At 62.4% G+C, this 18,770-nt stretch carries 17 protein-coding genes and 1 pseudogene; 13 read left to right on the top strand and 5 right to left on the bottom strand.

The features are described 5' to 3' along the window. The first annotated feature begins 131 nt into the window (after nucleotides 1-131). From CWE01_RS30645 to cueR, 3 genes are all read left to right on the top strand, one after another. Nucleotides 132-518, top strand: a complete 387-nt coding sequence (locus tag CWE01_RS30645; RefSeq protein ID WP_100944324.1) for a hypothetical protein — start codon at nucleotides 132-134, stop codon at nucleotides 516-518. Nucleotides 519-581: 63 nt separating this feature from the next. Continuing rightward, complete coding sequence (locus tag CWE01_RS30640; protein WP_100944323.1) at nucleotides 582-2,969, top strand: heavy metal translocating P-type ATPase; 2,388 nt, start codon at nucleotides 582-584, stop codon at nucleotides 2,967-2,969. Between the two features lie 10 nt (nucleotides 2,970-2,979). Next, nucleotides 2,980-3,381, top strand: a complete 402-nt coding sequence (cueR, locus tag CWE01_RS30635; protein WP_100944322.1) for a Cu(I)-responsive transcriptional regulator — start codon at nucleotides 2,980-2,982, stop codon at nucleotides 3,379-3,381. 37 nt (nucleotides 3,382-3,418) lie between these two features. Here the strand turns inward: cueR and CWE01_RS30630 are convergent, their stop codons facing one another. Further along, nucleotides 3,419-4,315 (bottom strand): PA4780 family RIO1-like protein kinase, encoded by an 897-nt coding sequence (locus CWE01_RS30630; RefSeq protein WP_100944321.1) that lies wholly within the window; start codon nucleotides 4,313-4,315, stop codon nucleotides 3,419-3,421. A gap of 435 nt (nucleotides 4,316-4,750) precedes the next feature. Here CWE01_RS30630 and CWE01_RS34460 point away from each other — a divergent pair. Next, nucleotides 4,751-5,839: pseudogene (locus tag CWE01_RS34460) on the top strand (cache domain-containing protein); the annotation flags it as partial. Between the two features lie 90 nt (nucleotides 5,840-5,929). Next, nucleotides 5,930-6,697, top strand: a complete 768-nt coding sequence (locus tag CWE01_RS34455) for a methyl-accepting chemotaxis protein (RefSeq protein ID WP_370868300.1) — start codon at nucleotides 5,930-5,932, stop codon at nucleotides 6,695-6,697. Between the two features lie 132 nt (nucleotides 6,698-6,829). Here the strand turns inward: CWE01_RS34455 and CWE01_RS30620 are convergent, their stop codons facing one another. Next, nucleotides 6,830-7,621 carry a helix-turn-helix transcriptional regulator gene (locus tag CWE01_RS30620; protein WP_100944319.1) on the bottom strand — a complete coding sequence of 264 codons (792 nt, stop codon included), beginning with the start codon at nucleotides 7,619-7,621 and terminating at the stop codon, nucleotides 6,830-6,832. Nucleotides 7,622-7,824: 203 nt separating this feature from the next. Here CWE01_RS30620 and CWE01_RS30615 point away from each other — a divergent pair, with 203 nt between their 5' ends. Further along, the gene (locus CWE01_RS30615) at nucleotides 7,825-8,679 is read left to right on the top strand and encodes a MaoC/PaaZ C-terminal domain-containing protein (RefSeq protein WP_100944318.1); all 855 of its coding nucleotides are present in this window, start codon (nucleotides 7,825-7,827) and stop codon (nucleotides 8,677-8,679) included. Between the two features lie 207 nt (nucleotides 8,680-8,886). Then, nucleotides 8,887-9,036 carry a hypothetical protein gene (locus CWE01_RS33460; protein ID WP_157815309.1) on the top strand — a complete coding sequence of 50 codons (150 nt, stop codon included), beginning with the start codon at nucleotides 8,887-8,889 and terminating at the stop codon, nucleotides 9,034-9,036. Nucleotides 9,037-9,100: 64 nt separating this feature from the next. Here the strand turns inward: CWE01_RS33460 and CWE01_RS30610 are convergent, their stop codons facing one another. Next, nucleotides 9,101-9,589, bottom strand: coding sequence for a type VI secretion system tube protein Hcp (locus CWE01_RS30610; RefSeq protein ID WP_100944317.1), 489 nt, complete (start codon nucleotides 9,587-9,589; stop codon nucleotides 9,101-9,103). Nucleotides 9,590-9,780: 191 nt separating this feature from the next. On the opposite strand from CWE01_RS30610, the gene CWE01_RS30605 reads away from it, so the two are divergent. The 6 genes from CWE01_RS30605 (at nucleotide 9,781) to CWE01_RS30580 (ending at nucleotide 15,530) form a co-directional block, all read left to right on the top strand. Further along, a complete protein-coding gene (locus CWE01_RS30605) occupies nucleotides 9,781-11,154 on the top strand; it encodes a hypothetical protein (protein ID WP_315975366.1) in 1,374 nt (457 codons plus the stop codon). A gap of 132 nt (nucleotides 11,155-11,286) precedes the next feature. Beyond that, nucleotides 11,287-11,592, top strand: coding sequence for a MazG-like family protein (locus tag CWE01_RS30600; protein WP_100944316.1), 306 nt, complete (start codon nucleotides 11,287-11,289; stop codon nucleotides 11,590-11,592). Continuing rightward, the gene (locus tag CWE01_RS30595; RefSeq protein ID WP_100944315.1) at nucleotides 11,589-12,338 is read left to right on the top strand and encodes a methyltransferase; all 750 of its coding nucleotides are present in this window, start codon (nucleotides 11,589-11,591) and stop codon (nucleotides 12,336-12,338) included. The genes CWE01_RS30600 and CWE01_RS30595 overlap by 4 nt, the downstream gene beginning before the upstream one ends. Nucleotides 12,339-12,352: 14 nt before the next feature. Beyond that, nucleotides 12,353-12,949, top strand: coding sequence for a DUF4136 domain-containing protein (locus tag CWE01_RS30590; RefSeq protein ID WP_100944314.1), 597 nt, complete (start codon nucleotides 12,353-12,355; stop codon nucleotides 12,947-12,949). 20 nt (nucleotides 12,950-12,969) lie between these two features. Continuing rightward, a complete protein-coding gene (locus CWE01_RS30585) occupies nucleotides 12,970-13,530 on the top strand; it encodes a DUF4136 domain-containing protein (protein WP_100944313.1) in 561 nt (186 codons plus the stop codon). A gap of 143 nt (nucleotides 13,531-13,673) precedes the next feature. Then, nucleotides 13,674-15,530 (top strand): pilus assembly protein TadG-related protein, encoded by a 1,857-nt coding sequence (locus tag CWE01_RS30580; protein ID WP_100944312.1) that lies wholly within the window; start codon nucleotides 13,674-13,676, stop codon nucleotides 15,528-15,530. On the opposite strand, the gene CWE01_RS30575 is transcribed toward CWE01_RS30580, so the two are convergent. Further along, nucleotides 15,438-18,266: a PAS domain-containing sensor histidine kinase gene (locus CWE01_RS30575; protein ID WP_100944311.1), complete on the bottom strand. Its 2,829-nt coding sequence runs from the start codon at nucleotides 18,264-18,266 to the stop codon at nucleotides 15,438-15,440. The two genes, CWE01_RS30580 and CWE01_RS30575, sit on opposite strands and share 93 nt — an antisense overlap. Beyond that, a complete protein-coding gene (locus tag CWE01_RS30570) occupies nucleotides 18,263-18,709 on the bottom strand; it encodes a TadE/TadG family type IV pilus assembly protein (protein ID WP_100944310.1) in 447 nt (148 codons plus the stop codon). Before CWE01_RS30570 ends, CWE01_RS30575 begins: the two co-directional genes overlap by 4 nt. Nucleotides 18,710-18,770 lie beyond the last annotated feature (61 nt).

The raw sequence follows: 18,770 nt of genomic DNA, 5'->3' as shown, positions 1-18,770 counted from the left end.
GGGGGAATGCTTGCAGTCTCAAGCTTGCCACGGTGGCAAGGTCAAGTTCCTGATGACACTGCCGGGCTGGCATTTAACGCGAGCCTGCGCCAAGCTTCGGCATCGACGATCAAACCGTAGGAGATTCAGCCATGCGCTGGTCAGCATTCAGCCTGTTCGGCCTTCTCAGTATTTTCGGTGCGAGTCCTTTCGCCAGCGCAGCCGGAGAGAACTACGCCGTACTGATCATTTCTCGCGAGCGCCTGGAAGTCTCCACCTCTTGCGAGATCGGCATCTATCTCCAGGATCAGCTGTCCGCCCGGCTGTTCCAGGAACAGTCCACCTCCTTCAACCTGCCGCCAGGCAATGTCTCGATCCGCTTGAAATTCCTGCCCGGACAGACCCCAGGCTGCGAAGCCGGCATGCTGACCACCCCCGAACAGGTGATCAAGCTCAACGGCGGCGATGTGCGCAAATTCGCCATCGTCGGCGGCCCGGAAGGCCTGCGCCTGAAACAGGCGCCGCTGGGTTACGATTAAGGGCTTGACCTTGCCAAGGGGGCAAGGTTGATCCTTGGGGCAACTTCTCCAGGAGTATTGCCCATGCTCGCCTCCACCCTCTTCGACCTGCCGATCGCCGGCATGACCTGTGCCAGTTGCGCCGGCCGTGTCGAGCGCGCCCTGAGCAAGGTCGCCGGCGCCAGTGCCGTCAGCGTCAACCTCGCCACCGAACAGGCCCGCGTCCAGGCCCCGGCCGATAGCCTGCCGGCGCTGCTCAGTGCCATCGAACAGGCCGGCTACAGCGTCCCCACCCACAGCCTGGAACTGGAGATCGGCGGCATGACCTGCGCCTCCTGCGCCGGCCGGGTCGAACGCGCCTTGACCAAAGTGCCCGGCGTGCAGAACGTCAGCGTCAACCTGGCCAGCGAACGGGCCCATCTGGACCTGCTCGGCCAGGTCGATCCCGCCGTGCTGATCGCCGCGGTCAGCGACGCCGGCTACAGTGCCAGCCTGCGCCAAAGCGAAGCTGCTGTCGCCCAGGGTCAGCAACGCCGCCTGCACCGAGAACGCCTGTCCCTGCTGCTGGCGATCGCTTTAGCCCTGCCGCTGGTGGTGCCGATGCTGGCCCAGCCGCTGGGTTACCACTGGATGCTCCCGGCCTGGCTGCAATGGGCCCTGGCCACTCCGGTGCAGTTCATCTTCGGCGCACGCTTCTATGTCGCCGCCTGGAAAGCCGTCAAGGCCGGGGCCGGCAATATGGACCTGCTGGTCGCCCTTGGCACCAGCGCCGGTTATGGCCTGAGCCTGTATCAATGGGCCAACGCCGCCCCCGGCAGCATGCCCCATCTGTACTTCGAAGCCTCGGCGGTGGTAATCGCCCTGGTACTGCTGGGCAAATACCTGGAAAGCCGCGCCAAGCGCCAGACCGCCAGCGCCATCCGCGCCCTGGAAGCCTTGCGTCCGGAGCGGGCGATCCAGGTGGTCGATGGCCGTGAGCAGGACGTTGCCATCAGTGCCCTGCGCCTCGACGACCTGGTGCTGGTCAAACCCGGCGAACGCTTTCCGGTGGACGGCGAGGTGGTCGAAGGCCGCAGCCACGCCGATGAAGCGCTGATCAGCGGAGAAAGCCTGCCGGTGCCCAAGCAGCCCGGCGACCCGGTCACTGGCGGGGCCATCAACGGCGAAGGTCGGCTGCTGGTGAAAACCCGCGCGCTGGGCGCCGAAACCGTTCTGGCACGGATCATTCGCCTGGTGGAAGACGCCCAGGCCGGCAAGGCGCCGATCCAGAAACTGGTGGACAAGGTCAGCCAGGTGTTTGTCCCGACTGTCCTGCTGCTGGCCCTGGCGACGCTGATCGGCTGGTGGCTGCACGGCGCGCCGCTGGAGATCGCGCTGATCAATGCGGTGGCGGTGCTGGTGATTGCCTGTCCGTGTGCCCTGGGCCTGGCAACGCCGACGGCGATCATGGCCGGCACCGGCGTGGCCGCGCGCCACGGCATCCTGATCAAGGACGCCGAGGCACTGGAGCGCGCCCATGAAGTCAGCGCCGTGGTCTTCGACAAGACCGGCACCCTCACATCCGGCGCGCCGCGCATCGCCCACCTGATCACAGCGGAAGGTGACGACGACAGCGTGCTGCAACTGGCCGGTGCCCTCCAGCGTGGCAGCGAACACCCCCTGGCCAAGGCGGTGCTGGACGCCTGCACGGAACGTGGCCTGGCCCTGGAGAATGTCAGTGACAGCCGCGCGCTGAGTGGACGCGGCATTGCCGGGCGTCTCGGCGAACGCGCCCTGGCCCTGGGCAATCAGCGTCTGCTCGACGAAAGCGGCCTGAGTGCAGGCGCATTGGCCGAGTCGGCGAGTGCCTGGGAAACCGAAGGCCGGACCTTGTCCTGGTTGATCGAGCAAAGCCCGCAACCACGGGTGCTCGGCCTGTTCGCCTTCGGCGACACCCTCAAGCACGGCGCCCTGCAAGCCATCGAACAGCTCAAGGCCCGGCAGATCAGCAGCCACCTGCTGACCGGCGACAACCGTGGCAGCGCCAGGGTGGTCGCCGAGGCCCTGGGCATCGACGATGTTCACGCCCAGGTGCTGCCGGCGGACAAGGCCGCCATCATCGTCGAGTTGAAGCGCAACGGCGTGGTGGCGATGGTCGGCGATGGTATCAACGACGCCCCGGCGCTGGCCGCCGCCGATATCGGCATTGCCATGGGTGGCGGCACCGATGTCGCCATGCATGCGGCGGGCATCACCCTGATGCGTGGTGATCCGCGACTGGTGCCGGCGGCCCTGGAGATCAGCCGCAAGACCTACGCGAAGATCCGCCAGAATCTGTTCTGGGCCTTCGTCTATAACCTGATCGGCATTCCCCTGGCCGCCTTCGGCCTGCTCAACCCGGTACTGGCCGGTGCGGCCATGGCCTTGTCCAGTGTCAGCGTGGTAAGCAATGCGTTGCTGCTCAAGACCTGGAAACCCAAAGACCTCGACTGAAGGAGTTGTCATGAATATCGGCGAAGCAGCCCGCCAGAGTGGCCTGAGCGCGAAGATGATCCGTTACTACGAGTCCATCGGCCTGCTCAAGGCCGCCAACCGCACGGACAGCGGCTACCGTTTGTACAGTGCGCAGGACTTGCACACCCTGGCCTTTATCAAACGGTCCCGGGACCTGGGGTTCTCCCTGGAAGAGGTCGGCAAGCTGCTGACCCTCTGGCAGGACCGCCAGCGCGCCAGCGCCGACGTCAAGGCCCTGGCCCGCCAGCATATCGAGGAATTGAGCCGCAAGATCGAGGAACTGGCCAGCCTGCGCGACACCTTGCAGGACCTGGTGGAGCACTGCCACGGCGATCATCGACCCGACTGCCCGATCCTCAAGGACCTGGCATCGGGAGGCTGCTGCCCATAAAAAAATCCGGCCAAGGCCGGATTTTTTCTTTACACCCTTACTGCTGCATCCACGGCGGAGGCGGCTCTTCAGCCTTGCTCGGCGGCTTGTCATCCGCCGCGCGGATCGCCTGCCGGCGCTCCTCCTCGAAACGGGCCGCTTCGATCTCGCGCATCACGCTGCCGACATCCGCCAGTTCTTCCGGATCGTCGAACTCACCCGTCAGAATGCTGCCCGGATGCAAGGTGCCGGCTTCGAACAACGCCCACATTTCCTTGGCATAACGGGTGTCCCGGAGCTCCGGAGCGAAACGCCCGAAGTACGATGCCATGTTGCCGACGTCCCGCTCCAGCATGCTGAAGGCATGGTTGTTGCCCGCCGCATCCACCGCCTGGGGCAGGTCGATGATCACCGGACCCTGTGGCGTCAACAGCACGTTGAACTCCGACAGGTCACCGTGCACCAGACCGGTACACAACATCAGCACGATCTGGGAAATCAGGAACGCGTGATACTCGCGCGCCTGATCCGGCTCCAGCACCACATCGTTGAGCCGTGGCGCGGCATCGCCGTACTCGTCCGCCACCAACTCCATCAACAGCACGCCTTCCAGGAAGTCGAACGGCTTGGGCACCCGTACGCCAGCACTGGCCAGACGGAACAACGCCGCCACCTCCGCGTTCTGCCAGGCGTCCTCGGTCTCCTTGCGACCGAACTTGGACCCCTTGGCCATGGCGCGTGCCTGCCGGCTGTTACGCACCTTGCGGCCTTCCTGATACTCGGCCGCCTGACGAAAACTTCGTTTATTCGCCTCCTTGTAGACCTTGGCGCAACGTAGCTCGTTGCCACAGCGCACCACATAAACCGCTGCCTCTTTACCACTCATGAGTGGGCGCAGCACCTCGTCGACCAGACCGTCCTCGATCAGGGGTTCAATGCGTTTTGGAGTCTTCATCAGCTTTTATTGTGGGTCCTTTATTGCCAAACACGCGAATGTCACTCGTTATACGGCAATCCTCTCACAGCGGGGAGAGGATGCCGACCTCGAATACTCTCCAATGCACTCAATGTGCCAGATTATTCCGACGAATCCGCCAGATGAAAGCCGCGATTCCAAAGAATAGCTGACGATTATCAAGCTATTGTTCACGCAGCACCTTGTCGCTTCCGACCACGGCCGACAGCCTGATGCTCAGAAAAAATCAGAATATTCGTCCTGTACCTCAACTTTTTTCCGCACCAGCCGAAGCGCTCTAGGACAAAGGCGTTTTTGTCGGACAATCATTACGCCGCCAGCGAAACGGATTTTCAGCACCACTTTCACAGCTGCCCTATACCGACCACACGTGATCAGCACGTCTGGGGTCTACAAGAAAAATCTGGAGCGCGGATGAATATCAAGCAGAAATTGACCTGGGCGTTTGCAATCGTCGCCTGTTTGCCGGTGGTGCTGGTGGCCACCCTGGTGGTACTGAACCTGCGCAGTGAAGCCCGCAGTAACTTTGTCGATGGCAGTGGCCGGGAGATCCGCCAGGTCAGCAACGCCATGCAACTGTTTTTTGACGGCGTCAGCCAGAACGTCGAATACCTGACGAACCAGCCGCTGATAAAAAATTCCGATGGCGCGCTCAAGAGCTACGTGAGCGCCGATGCCGCGCAAACGCCCCTTAACGAGCAGGACAAACAGATCTACGACCTGCTTGAGGGCATGAGACTGGCCCATCCGGCTTATTCCTACGTGTCCTACGGCGTTGGCAACGGTGGCTACGTCTCCACGCCAGCCGACCCGAAACTGGCCAGCTACGACCCCCGTGTCCGTCCCTGGTACAAGACCGCGATCGCCAATCCCGGCAAGACCCTGCGGACCTCCGCCTACTACTGGGCCGCCGACGACGCCGTGATGATCGGCACCGTGCGCACCGTGGACAACAAGCTGGGCTCCCAGGGGGGTGTCGTCGGTGTCGACGTGACCCTCAAGCAACTGACCGAGATCGTCAAGCAGATCAAGCTCGGTGAAAGCGGCTACCTGATGTTGATGGAGAGCAGCGGCAACCTGCTGGTGGACCCCAAGCAGCCTGAGCACAACTTCAAGGCCCTGGGCAGTCTCGGTGGCGGTTACGCCGACCTGGCCAAAGCCGGCAAAGGCCTGGTGGAAGTCGATATCAACGGCGAACACTACATGGCCAATGTCTGGCCATCGGAGCAGTTGGGCTGGACCTTTATCGGCCTGATCAAGCAGAGCGAAGTGATGGCTTCGGCCAACCAGCTGACCTGGCTGGTGGCGATCATCGCCGCCGTGCTCGCAGTGATCTTCGCGATTGTCGGCGCCAGCTTCGCCAGCGTCATCGTCCGGCCGATCCGCAGCGTGGCCAGCGGCCTGGAAGGCATCGCCCAGGGCGAAGGCGACCTGACCCAGAACCTGCAGATCCGTGGCAGCGACGAAACCGCGCAACTGGCGAACTGGTTCAACCAGTTCCTCGGCGCGATCCGCAGCCTGATCCAGCACATCGGCCAGTCGGCCAACAAGATTCTCGACTCGTCGCGTAATTCCACCCGGGTCTCCGGGGACATGGCCGACGCCGCCGGGCGCCAGCGCGAAGCGGTGGACATGGTGTCGACGGCCTTCCACGAGATGGTTGCCACCGCCAACGAAGTCGCCCGCTCCTGCAGCCAGGCCGCCGAATCGGCCGACAGCGGCCAGCGCCAGGCCCGTGAAGGCCAGCAGCAGATCGATGCGGCGGTGAGCAGCGTCGACCAGTTGAGCCATGAAATTTCCCAGTCGGCCCAATCGATGCAGCAATTGGAAACCGACAGCAACAATATCCAGTCGATTCTCGGCACCATTCGCTCGATTGCCGAACAGACCAACCTGCTGGCGCTCAACGCCGCCATCGAAGCGGCCCGGGCCGGTGAGCAAGGCCGTGGTTTTGCGGTGGTCGCCGACGAAGTGCGGGCCCTGGCCAAGCGCACCGCCGACTCCACGGCGGAGATCGACGGCCTGCTGGGTAACCTGGCCAAGCGCACCAGCCAGGTCGCCCAACAGATGCATGCCAGCCTTGAGGTGTCGCAGGAGTCGGTGAACCGCATCGGCCTGGCGCGCACCAGTTTCGGGCAGATCCGCGAGTCGGTGGACGTGATCCGCGACATGAACACCCAGATCGCCACCGCGGCGGAAGAGCAGCACCATGTGGCCGAAGACATCAACCGGCACATCAGCCAGATCCATGGCGATGCGCAGTTGGTGGCGGAACTGGCGAACTCGGCGCGACTCGACTCCCAGGGGTTGGCGGGGCTGTCCAGCGAGCTGGATGCCTTGGTCAAGCGGTTCCGGACCTGATCAGATCTTGAGCATGCCGCATAGCCTGTAGGAGCCTGGCTTGCCAGCGAAGAGCCCCTTGAGGCCGCCAAAAGCTTCGCGGGCAAGCCCTGCTCCTACAGGTGGGTGGTGTTCTTGAGTCTGTTGCGGTACTCAGTGGCGAAACAGCTCCCCCGGCGTATAACCGAACAACCCCTTGAACGCGGCGATAAACGCCGACGTCGAGTCATAACCACAGGACAGCGCGGCCCGGGTCACGCTGTCACCCGCCTCCAGGGTCCCCAGCGACGAGAGCAATCGCGCACGCTGGCGCCAGCCCCGAAAACTCAATCCGGTCTCACGCTGAAACAGTCGCATCAAGGTTTTTTCCGACATGCCCAGGCGCTCGGCCCACTGCCCCAGGGTCACCCCCAGCTCCGGGTTTTCAATCAACTCGTTGCACAAGTCGAGCAACCGCGAATGGCGCGGCAGCGGTAGCGAGAACCCCACCTCCGGCAACCCCGCCAACTGATCCAGCAACACCTGCACCAGGCGTCCTTCGCTGCCCCCCTCCTCGGGATAATCGGCCGGCAACAGGCAGAAGCTCTTGATCAACTCCCGGGCCAGCGGCGTCACCTCCAGCACCCGGCAGCGCGCCGGCGCCCACTGGCAATCCTCGCGGCGCACATACAGGCTGCGCATTTCCGCACGCATCGAAGTCACCACCTCATGCTCCAGCCCCGCCGGAATCCACACACCCCATTGCGGCGGCGCAAAGAAGCTGCCCTCGGTGGTGTGCACCCCCAGCACTCCGCTGATGGCATAGGAAAACTGCACCCAGTCATGGCGATGACGCGGCGTCCAAGAGCCGGCGCTCAGGCTCTCGGCACGGGCGTACAGCGGGCGCGGCAGGGATGCCAGCGCGGGAATCTGTCGTTGGGGACCACGTTGTCCGTTAGTCGGCATGAATAGACCTTATGTCGCAAGACAGCTTTCAGACTGCGACCTTAGGCCAAGCCATCGTTTCTGACAATGCCAGCAGGCCATCAGCGCCCGACAGTGGTTCGCTCCTAGCACCAAAGCAACACGGAGCAACGAATAAGCCCTATCCTGTGCGAGATATAGCCTATAAACCTGAAAGTCTTTTCCCACAAACAAAGCGACTGCTCATGCCCGTGAACTGGCAATACCTGACCGCCGCGCCCAGCTTGCCCGCGCTTTACCTGCGCGCCGCGACACGACGCATCATCGCGGGCCAACACTTGCCGGACCAGGGGCTACGCAGTTGGGTGACCGTCGATGAGCGGCGCCTGGCCGCCTATCGTCGGGTCTGCGGCTTTGCCGAAGACAGCCCGATGCCGGCGACCTATCCCCATGTGCTGGCGTTGCCCCTGCAACTGCAGTTGCTGACAGCCAAGGAGTTCCCCTTTCCGCTGCCGGGCCTGGTGCACCTGAACAATCGTATCAGCCTGCTGCGCCCCTTGGGCGGCATGAGTCATCTACGGATCGGCGTGCAGGTGCGTAACCTGCAGCCCCATGTCCAGGGCGTGACCTTCGATCTGCTCACCGAGATCGACGATGCCCTCGGGCCGCTCTGGGAAGCCGAAAGCCGGCTGCTCTGCCGGGGCGTCAGCCTGGAGACCAGGCCCGCGCGGAAAACCAAGGCCTCAGCCCCGCCCTTGACCGAGCTGACGCACTGGCAGGTTCCGGTCGATATCGGTCGGCGCTACGCCAGGGTTTCCGGCGACTACAACCCGATCCACCTGACGGCCCTGAGCGCCCGCCTGTTCGGTTTCCCGCGGCCCATCGCCCATGGCTTGTGGAACAAGGCCCGGATCCTCGCGGCCCTGCACGAGCACCTGCCGAGCGCGAATATCGAGATCGAGGTGGCGTTCAGAAGACCGGTGCGCCTGCCCGGTGAAGTCGGCCTGTGGACCAGTGCGCCGGGCTCGAACGGCGCGTTCAAATTGTCCGGCGCCAAGGGACTGGAACATCTGAGCGGTCGTTGGCGACCTATCGCCTGACAGACCTCTCTCATCGGAACGTCGCATCCCCTACCCTCTATATTGCAGACGCTTTTTTTGTGCTCGCACATTCGTGTTATGGCGGCTGTGCGTGGGACACCTTCGGGTGTGCCGGGTCCTTTTCCCCGGTCGGCCAACCCGCGTACAGCTGCCACCCGTCTTCGCTTGGCCGCGAAAGGTGTCAGCTCCACCGAGAAGGAATTTCAGATGGGCTACATACCGCTAACTCCGACCTGCACTAACCGTCATATTCTCTTCATCAACACCCATGCTTCGATCGTGGATTTGCATTCCTATGGCAGCGAACGCATGCGCGCTGGAAAGGACATGATCGACAGGCCCATCCACTGCATCTGAAAATGAGATCGGTGATCAGGAATTCGGCTCTCCCAAAGAGGCCCTGCAACGTGGCCAACGGCTGTTAAATTTTTACGTTCTCACGAATATTCCAGCCGTACTTGATAGCGCCGCCGTCCTTGCCGCCATCGGCTTTTTGCGGCTGGTAGCTGACCTCGACCTTGGCGAAATTCAGCGATACATCCTCCTGCAGAATGTCGCTGTCTTGAGTCCCGTCGGTTCCATAGGACGCCACCATCACTTCCTTCAGGGTGATCACTAGGTATTCCACCGGACTGGTGCCGCCGGCCTTGCGTATCGTGAGTGTCGCCTCGGAATAATGCTTGCCGCTGGAGCAGGCCGCCATCAAGTTGGGCGATGACTTGTCCATGGACTTACCGAAGGACAGGTTGTTGATACTGACCTTGCCGGCCCCTCCGCCGCTGCCGGTATGCATAGAGCCGGATTGGCTCATGCCCCATTGAATCGATTTTATTTCGATTTCGTCCCGATGCTGCTGATCCTTGGACTCGCCCTTGATATCACCCAGCTTCAAAAACATATCGGTTGCCATACACGCTCCTTGTCGTTGATTCACGCCGGATTGGCGTCGGAAGGCACTTTCTTCGCGGAGGCTTGCCTGGATCAAGGCGTTGAACAGCAAAAGAGAATAGGCCTGCATTATTAACTCGCGAGTCCTACATTTTCAGTTGATAGGGCTGCCTATGCTCCAAGACCGTGATAACAGGTTAGGGAGTGACCGGGATGATTTCCGAGTTATTGAAAAGCGGCGTGCCCAGTGCGCACAACAATACTCGTCAACGTGTGGAGGGCAAGGTCGATCTACCGCGTCTGTTCCGTGCCATCGATGCGGATCCGGCGATAGCCGGTGCGGGGGTGGTTTATATCGAGAGTGACTTCACTGTGGTGACGCTGCGGGAGTTCCGGGTTATTTGTAGCATTGTGCCGAAAAAGGTCGTATTGCGTGAAGCGCCCAGGCACATGGCACCGTTGGAGTTTGTACGGATCTTGGAGACACAGCCGCGGGAATCGCGACTAGTCGCCGAGGCGGTGAGTGCGGGCTTGGCTTGTAGCAGCGCCATCTTGGGATGGATTACTGCATTCAGTGGGACGGTATTCGTCCCGTTCAGTGCTGGCACGAGCCTGATCGTCTCGAAAATTGGGCTAGCTGTTGTAGCGGCGAGTTCAGCGCAATGTATCGTGAGTGGCGTCAGGGCTTATAACGAAGCCAGCGATCCTGTTTTGAACGATGAGATGGATCGCGAGGACTGGTATCGATACATGATGCCCCTTCTGGACGCTATTTCGTTGCTCGGTGCAGGTATCTCGGGGGTAGCGACAGTCAGGTTGCTACAGGCTCGAAAAGCGGCGACGGGTAGAAATTGGTATGAGCTTTCGAGGGGGCTTTCCCGACAGCAGCAAAAGTCATTAACCCGCGAGCTACTGTCCATTCGGCATCCCAGTTTGACTGCAAAGCAGTTGAAACTTAAGCAACGGTTGATGGAGTTTCCAAAGCGCCATACCAATGATCAATTGCAACATGCGACGCTCACGCAAATAAAGGATGCTGTTGGCGCTGCTCTGAGTTTGGCTGGCAGTGCTCATTCGGGAAACATTAAAGCCATTGCAATGGGGTACTTTATGAATCCAATGATGGATCTTGATTTTGAGCGCAAGAAATTCAAAGCATTTATGGCGCGCTATTTCAAAATTTTTTTATGCTCATTTTTTCTTAGCGTGTTCTCGGCGGCATGCACTATATCCCTGATGGCGAGCACTTACTTTAGAGGTTATCCCGAGCGCGGCAGGTATACGATAATTGTGGCGATCTCTGCGTCGACGACACTGACGATACTCAATTATCTGGTGGTACGTGGGCGTCCCAGGGCAATATGGGGCATTGTCACGTTGAATGTGCTTTGCTTGTTTTTGGTACTATCGCTTACTGGCAATAAACCTCATTTCATTTCCTACATAACAGGGATAGTTTTTCCACTGCTGAGCTTGCTAGCCCTCAATAGCAAGCGCCACCGCGAAATGCGCAGTGTGCTCGTAACGATCCGTCAGCAACGAGAAGAACTTCATCGGCTCCACAAACGTCGTGGAAGGTGCCGCTGATCGCGGCTAAGCACCGCTCGCCTACCCGCCCTGACGAATATTTCATCTGCTCCAGGTGTTATCCCTACAGCAAGGCCCTTGCTTCCCGTTCTCATCCACCGGAAGCTAGACGCCTTGAAGGAGAACACCCGCATGAACCTCGACGAACTGACCCAACGCCTGCACGGCATCCGCGATCGCAACGACTGGAAAACCTTCCACAGCCCGAAAAACCTGGCCATGGCCGCCAGCGTGGAGATGGCCGAACTGGTGGAAATTTTCCAGTGGCTCAGCGAGGATCAATCGCGCCAACTGCCGCCGGAAAAGCTCGCCCATGCCGGGCAGGAAGTCGGCGATATCGTCCTTTACCTGCTCCTGCTGTGCAGCGAACTGGGCCTGGACATGAACGAAGTGGTTCGCGCCAAGCTGGCCGACAGCGAACGGCGTTTCGCCCAATGAGCGACCGTCATTTCGACCAACTGGCGACCCGCTTCGCCGAGAAGATCTACGGTGGGGCCAAGGGCGCGATCCGCCTCGCCGTGCTCCAGGCCGACCTGACCGAGAGCCTGCCGCAGCGCCCGTTGCGAGTGCTGGATATCGGCGCGGGCCTGGGTCATATGTCGTTGTGGCTGGCCGAACGCGGTCATCAGGTGACCCTCGCCGAACCCGCCGAACCGATGCTCGAGGGCGCACGCCAGCGCTTTGCCGACGCCGGGCAAAACGCGACCTTTATCCAGGCTCCGTGGCAGGAACTGCTCGGCCAGCTCACCGAGCCCTATGACCTGGTGCTCTGTCACGCCGTGCTCGAATGGCTCGCCGAGCCCCATGCGATCCTGCCGGTGCTGCACCAGCTGTGCAAGCCGGATGGCTGGCTGTCCCTGGCCTTCTACAACCGCGATGCGCTGATCTACCGCAACTTGCTCAAGGGCCATTTCCGCAAGATGCGCAAGAACGACATGGCCGGTGAAAAGCAGAGCCTGACCCCGCAGCAACCCCTTGATCCGCGCGAGTTGGCGGCGCAACTTGAAGGTCTGTGGCGGGTCGAAACCCAGAGTGGCGTGCGGGTTTTCCACGACTACATGCCGGTTGAATTCCAGGCCCGCGCCACCCTGGCGGACCTGCTGGAAATGGAACTGGCCCACCGTCGCCATCCCGGTTTTGCCGGACTGGGACGTTACCTGCACTGGATCTGCCGTCCGGTCTGAATACGGAGGATGCAATGAGTCGCCGTTTTTGTCTGCTAGCGCTGTGCCTGGGTGTGACCGCCTGCCAGAGCGACAACCCCTATACCGCCAATTCCATGCCTCTACCGCCCGCCCCGACGCAGGTTTCACGGGGCCCGGACCTGAGCGCCTACCCGGCGGCGCCACGGGACTATGCCCGCTACCGCACCTGGGCCTGGAGCAATGACCAACTACCCGCCGGCACCACGTGGGCCGATCCGGCGCAGTTGGCCGAAGTGGTCGGCAATGCCCTCGAACAGCAGGGCCTGCGTCCACGCCGCGATACGGCGCCGCCGGACCTGCGGGTCAGCGCCGACCTCCATGTGGAGAAACGCCTGCGCCAGGTCCAGGAAGACTACGGTTACGCCGGCGGCCCTTATGGCTACCGCTATGGCATGTACCCGAGCGCCCCGATCGTGCGCACCTACGAGGTGCAAGTGCTGGTGGTGCGTATCAGTCTGTTCGACGCCGGCACCGGCCAACCGATATGGAGCGCCAGCGCCGAGACCGGTACCCAGGGCAATGAGCTTGAGCGTACGGATGCCTTGCGCGACGCCGTAGGCAAAGCCCTGGCCAGTTATCCACCCAGCTAGACCACACCCGGAGAAAAATCATGTTCCGCCGTCTCGCTTTAATGGTTTTTGCCGTGCTGCTCAGCGCCTGCGAAACCACTCAGGTCAACCACGACTTCGACGCCAGCCGCGATTTCGCCGGTTACCGCAGCTGGAGCTGGAAAGAACCCGCGTTGCAGTACCGGCCGGACGATCCGCGGATCAAGAGCGATATCACCGAGCAGCGGATTCGCCAGGCGGTCGGCGAGCAACTGGACCAGCGCGGCTTGCGCCCGGCCGTAGTCGGCGGCAAGGCCGATGTGAAGGTCCAGGCGTACCTGATCGTCGACAACCGCCAGCAGCAGGTCAGCACCAACTACGGCGGCGGTTGGGGTGGCCCTTGGCACGGCGGTTTCTGGGGCGGCCCGGGCTACACCGAAACCCGCAGCGTCGACTACCAGGTCGCGACGATCCAGGTCGACCTGCTGGATGGCAAGGACGGCAAGCTGGTCTGGCGCGGCAGTGCCGAACAGATGGTCAACGATGGTGCGACACCCGCCGAGCGGAGCGCGGCGATCAACCAGGCGGTGACCAAGTTGATGACCGCGTATCCGCCGAAGTAGCCGTTCGCCGCAACATTCCCGCCCCTGTAGCGCGTCGACCGACGGCGCCCGCAGGGGCCCTATCGGATCGCCCAACCTTGGCTACACTGGCAGACAACACTGGAAAGTAAGCGCTCGGCCAGCGGCCGGCAAGGGAGTGCTCGATGTCTTTCCCCAGTCGTGTCGCCGATTTTCGTGGCCCGTCCGGGCAGCGCGGGGCGATTGGCCTGATGGCCTCTCTCACCCTCGGCCTGGCCCTGCTCTTGATGGTGGTGGTGGTCGATACCGGCCGGCTCTACCTCGAACAGCGCAAATTGCAGCAAATCGCCGATACCGCGGCTCTGGAAGCCGTGAGCCGCAGCGGCAATTGCCTGGCCGGCCTGACCGCCGCCAGCTACGCGACCCAAAGCGCCAGTCGCAACGCCTTCACGGTCGGCAGCGGCAACACCCTGACCACCACCTGCGGCACCCTGGTGACCGGGGCCAATAACCTGCGCACCTTTGCCGTGGATGCCACGCAATCCTCGGCCATCCAGGTAGTCGCCACCCATTCCGTGCCCACCAGCGTGGCCGCCGGGATCTACTCCCTGCTGTCGCCCGGGGCCTTCAATCCGAATACCCAACTGACCGCAACTGCAGTGGCCGCAACGCCCCTGCCGCCCACCGCGCAACTGAGCATCCGCAGCACCATCGCCAATGTGAACCTGCTCAACGGGGTCATGGGGCCCTTGCTCGGCAGTTCGGTCAATATCACCGCGGCCGGCTGGAACGGCTTGCTCAGCACCAACATCAGCTTGCTCAGCTACTTGCAACAACTGGCCATCGACTTGAACGTGACGGCCGGCAATTACACCCAATTGCTCGCCACCAATGCCACCGTCTCGCAATTGATCAACACCGCCATCACCGTCTCCCAGGCCAACGGTGCGAGCGCCGATGTGCTGACTGCGCTAGGTAACCTGAAAATCGCCGGGCAAACGGCCGGGAGCATCAAGCTGGGGAGCCTGGTCAGCCTGTCGACGACCACGCCGACCTCGGTGCTGAATGCCAATCTGCAACTGTTCCAATTCGTCCAGGCGCTTATCGAGGTGGCCAATAACCAGAATGGCCTGGCAGTGAATCTGCCTGTCAGCCTGCTGGGCTTGGGCGTAGGGGCGACGGTGCAGACCAAGGTGATTCAAGCGCCGCAGTTCTCCGCGATCGGCAATCCGGCCCTCGCCGCGCTCAATCCGACAGGCGCCAATGGTATCTATGTGCGCACGGCACAGATCCGCACGATGGTGACCCTGGACCTGTCATTGGTGACCAATTTACTGAGCCTGGTGACAGGGCTGCTTTCAGTCGGCACGACAACACTGGGACTGACGCTGCATGTACTACCCAATACGACCCTGGACATCAGCCTGGAAGCCGGTGGCGGCAGCAGCTATGTCACGGGCTACACCTGCGTCACCGACAGCAATAAAAGCCTGTCCATCAGCGCCACCACCGACACGGCCTACCTGCGGGTGGGCAACGTCAACCCGGACTGGGCGACCAACACAGGACCGCTGACCGTCACGCCTTTCACCCTGGTCTCTATCGGCACCGCGGCGGCGCCTTTTTCCGCCGGCGGCGCATCCCTGATGATCAGCAGCCCGGCGCTGCAAACAACCGGCACCAATACCTTTATCAATCCCCCCGATGTCAATGTAACGCCGACACCCGCCTATCCGCCCTACACACTGTCGATGTCCAATCCCATCGCCAGCCTGACTCAATCCGTCAATGGCATACAGCTGACGACCTATCCACCGACCTATACCGCTCCAACGCTTCTGACAGCGGTTTTCACACTCCTCACCACGGCCCTCAATGGCGTGATCAGCACGCTGACCTCAACCCTGAGCGGACTGCTCAGCCCCCTGCTGGACAGCCTGATCAACACCCTATTGGCGGGGCTGGGAATCACTATCGGGCAGATTGCCGTCGACGGCCACCTCACCTGCGGCCAGCCCGGCCTGGCCTACCTGGTGATCTGAAGCGATCGGCAGTTCCACACAGAACCGCGCCCCGGCGTCGCCATTGCGTACGCTGAGGCGCCCGCCCATGTTCTCGACAATCCCGTAGCTCACCGACAAGCCCAGCCCGGTGCCAATACCTATCGGCTTGGTGGTGAAGAAGGGTTCGAAGATCCGCTCCAGCAACCGTGGATCGATGCCGCCGCCATTGTCCTCGACGAACAGGCGCACCACCCGCTCATCACGCTCGGCGGCCAGGGCGATCCAGGGCTCGAAATCGCGGTTCTTCTCACGCTTGCTCAACAGCGCATCCCGGGCGTTGACCATCAGGTTGATCAGCACCTGCTCCAACTGGTCGACAAAACCCCGCACCTGCACTTCGAACTCGATGGGCGCCACCCTTAGCTCCACGCCCTTGCCCTTCATCCCCTCGCTGAGCAACGACAAGGTGCCTTCCACCGCCTGCGCCGGATTGAACGGCGCCTGCTCGATTTCCGAACGGCGGCCGAACACCCGCATGTGATCGACCACCCGCGCCGCCCGCTGGACCTGGGCGTCGATACGATTGAGCTTGTCCTGCAAATAGTCGATCTGCACATCGCCATTGCCCAGGCGCTTGAGCACATTGACGATGGCCATGCGCATGACGTTCAGCGGCTGGTTGATCTCATGGGCGAGGCCCGTGGCCATTTCGCCCAGGGTGGCCATTTTCGCGCTCTGGGTCAGTTGCTGCTGGGAACGCCGCACCTCGGTGTTGTCACGCCCGACCGCCTGCACTTCGACCAGCCGGCCTTGCTCATCGAACACCCCGCGATCCGACCAGACCCACCAGGCATGTTCGCGGCCGGGCAGTTGCAGGCTGATCTCCGCCGTACTCACCGGCAGCTCCGGGGTCAGCAGCGACAGGCGCCGGACAAACGCCGTGCGCTGCTCGGGCGACAGCCAATTGCCCAGGTCAACCCCCGGCAATTGCCCGGGCGAGCACTCCAGATAGACCGCGAGCGGCTTGTTGCCGAAGGTCAGGATCAGGTCCGGGCGGTAACGACAGATCATCGCCGGCGAATCTTCCACCAGGATGCGATAGCGCTCCTCGCTCTTCTCGATCTGTTCGGCGGCCAGGGTCGCTTCCGTGACATCCAGCCACAGCCCCACCGCTTCCACCGGCAAGCCGAGGTCGTCGCGCAACAGGCGGGCCTCATCCAACAGCCAGTGATAGGCACCGCTCTTGTCCCGGAGCCGATAACGACAACTGACGTTGCCCTCGCGCAGCAACTGGCGGGTGCGCTCGAAATAACGGTCGCGATCCTCGGGATGAATCCACTGGGCCAGGCTGCCGTCGGCACAGTCGGCCAGGGTCCAGCCCAGCAGCGGCAACAGGCTGTCGCTGAAGAACACCGGTTGCAAGGCGCCCTCGACATAACGCTGCACATAGATCACCGCCGGCGAACTGGCGATCAGGTTGTCCAGCCGGGCATGGGCGGCGGCGGCGGCCTGCTCCTGGTTCTTGACGTCACTGATGTCGAGCATGAAACCAATGATCCGCAGGCTGTCGCCGACACCCAGCACCTGCCCCTGCAGACGGTACCACTGCGGGGCCTGCAACGGGTCCTCGGCGTGCCGGCGGACACAAAGCAGCAATTCCTTGCCCTGCTGCAAGTCGTACATGCGGCTGGACAGCTCCTGGCGGTCGGCGGCATGGAACAGCTCCAGCCAGCCTTCCAGCGACACCACTCCGTAGGACGCTTCCAGGCCCAGCCCCTGCACCAGTTGCGGGGCCAGTTGCAGTTCGTCGAGGGCCGGCGTCCACTCCCACCAGCCGGTGCCCAGCAAACCTTGCAGCACCTCCAGGCGCTCCAGTTGATGATGGTGTGCTTGCTGGCGCAGGCGCGCCAGCAACGGCGCCGCCAGGGCCGCCGCCAGTTGCAGCCAGTCACGGTCGTCCAACTGCGCCGCACGCTGATGGGCCGGGTAAAAACCGGCGAGCAGCCACGCCGCCACCCCATGGTCATCACAAAAAGGAATGAGCAAGCCATCGGCATTGCCCATCACCCCTTGCAGACGCCCGTGTTCGCTGAGGCCTTGCTGCGCGCTGAAGTACAACGGCACCATGCCGTTGAGGCTGTCCAGGCCACTGCCCAGGGCCTGGCCGGTCTGCCACAGGGCCGGGGCGTCATGGGCCCGATACTGGCTGTGCACCGTCCACTGCTGTTGATGTTCGTCGAGCAGCGCCAGGGCGACACAGGGAATCCGCCAGCGCTGGGACAGGCCCTGCAATTGCTCGCCCAGCACCTGGGGCAGTCGCGCCAGGCTGCACAGGCGCAATTGTTCGCTCATCTGCCCGGCGACCTGCTGCAACTGCTCACGCAACGATGAGCGCAGGTTGTGCTCGAGCAGGTCACCGATGTCCAGGGCCTGCAACCACCAACCCGGGTTGCCGGGCTGGACCCAGGCGCGGGTATGCAGGACTTGCCCGGCCGGCCCGCTGAAGTCCAGGTCGAGGCTCTGCCCGAGCCAATCCGCCGGTACGCCTTCGACAGACAAGCGACTGGAGAGCAGCAACAAGTTGCGCAACTCACAACCGGCCTCCTGCGGCGCCAGGTCATGGCGCAAGGGACCGTCGATGCTCAAGACCCGGCCTTCGTTGTCGAGCCGCAGCAGCAAGCCGAACGCCGGGGCCGGCAAGTGGCGCACGAGCTCGGGCGGCGACTCGCTGCCGCGTCCCAGCAAGCGCCCGAACAGCTTGTCCCCTGCGCTCAAAATTGCAGACTCGAGGTGACGGTCAGGTTCGTGGGAAGGCTGGGTACCGTGCCGATTCCAGGCAACACCAGAAACGGCAGGACATTGCGCAGTTGCGACGTCGGGTAGGTGATGGTGACCGTCAGGATGCCGCCCGTGTAGAGCGCCGTAATATTGTTCGCGGCCGTGAAGTTGAAGCTGCTGGGGATCCACACCAGCCGGGTGGAGGCCGCCTGGACGGCGGTGGTCTGGACCAGAGTGGTATAGCCACTGCCGGCCGCCACCGGGTCGACGGTCACGCTACGGCGCAATCCCTCGGCCACGGCCTCATGGAACGACTGCACCATCAGCAATGGCAGGCAATAGCTGACCATGCCATAGAACACCGCGAAAAAGATCAGGAACACGAGCGCGAACTCGATGGCGGCGGCGCCTTTTTGCTTTCGAGGGAGGCTGGGGTTCATGGCAAGGTCTACCCTGACAACTGCACATTGCTATCAGCATAGAATCATTCGCCGGGAAGAG

Origin of the sequence: Pseudomonas sp. QS1027 (assembly GCF_002814235.1) — a bacterium.
Taxonomy (GTDB): domain Bacteria; phylum Pseudomonadota; class Gammaproteobacteria; order Pseudomonadales; family Pseudomonadaceae; genus Aquipseudomonas.
Note: the sequence above shows the minus strand (reverse complement) of the source record. Positions and strands in the feature narration are given on the sequence as shown.

Bases quoted from the DNA above. Each gene is read 5' to 3' on its own strand.
- CWE01_RS30640 (WP_100944323.1), top strand. From the start codon at position 582: ATGCTCGCCTCCACCCTCTTCGACCTGCCGATCGCCGGCATGACCTGT.
- CWE01_RS30570 (WP_100944310.1), bottom strand. From the start codon at position 18,709: ATGAACCCCAGCCTCCCTCGAAAGCAAAAAGGCGCCGCCGCCATCGAG.
- CWE01_RS30595 (WP_100944315.1), top strand. From the start codon at position 11,589: ATGAGCGACCGTCATTTCGACCAACTGGCGACCCGCTTCGCCGAGAAG.
- CWE01_RS34455 (WP_370868300.1), top strand. From the start codon at position 5,930: ATGGCCGACGCCGCCGGGCGCCAGCGCGAAGCGGTGGACATGGTGTCG.
- CWE01_RS30600 (WP_100944316.1), top strand. From the start codon at position 11,287: ATGAACCTCGACGAACTGACCCAACGCCTGCACGGCATCCGCGATCGC.
- CWE01_RS30580 (WP_100944312.1), top strand. From the start codon at position 13,674: ATGTCTTTCCCCAGTCGTGTCGCCGATTTTCGTGGCCCGTCCGGGCAG.
- CWE01_RS33460 (WP_157815309.1), top strand. From the start codon at position 8,887: ATGGGCTACATACCGCTAACTCCGACCTGCACTAACCGTCATATTCTC.
- CWE01_RS30615 (WP_100944318.1), top strand. From the start codon at position 7,825: ATGCCCGTGAACTGGCAATACCTGACCGCCGCGCCCAGCTTGCCCGCG.
- CWE01_RS30620 (WP_100944319.1), bottom strand. From the start codon at position 7,621: ATGCCGACTAACGGACAACGTGGTCCCCAACGACAGATTCCCGCGCTG.
- CWE01_RS30645 (WP_100944324.1), top strand. From the start codon at position 132: ATGCGCTGGTCAGCATTCAGCCTGTTCGGCCTTCTCAGTATTTTCGGT.
- CWE01_RS30590 (WP_100944314.1), top strand. From the start codon at position 12,353: ATGAGTCGCCGTTTTTGTCTGCTAGCGCTGTGCCTGGGTGTGACCGCC.
- CWE01_RS30585 (WP_100944313.1), top strand. From the start codon at position 12,970: ATGTTCCGCCGTCTCGCTTTAATGGTTTTTGCCGTGCTGCTCAGCGCC.
- cueR (WP_100944322.1), top strand. From the start codon at position 2,980: ATGAATATCGGCGAAGCAGCCCGCCAGAGTGGCCTGAGCGCGAAGATG.
- CWE01_RS30610 (WP_100944317.1), bottom strand. From the start codon at position 9,589: ATGGCAACCGATATGTTTTTGAAGCTGGGTGATATCAAGGGCGAGTCC.
- CWE01_RS30605 (WP_315975366.1), top strand. From the start codon at position 9,781: ATGATTTCCGAGTTATTGAAAAGCGGCGTGCCCAGTGCGCACAACAAT.
- CWE01_RS30630 (WP_100944321.1), bottom strand. From the start codon at position 4,315: ATGAAGACTCCAAAACGCATTGAACCCCTGATCGAGGACGGTCTGGTC.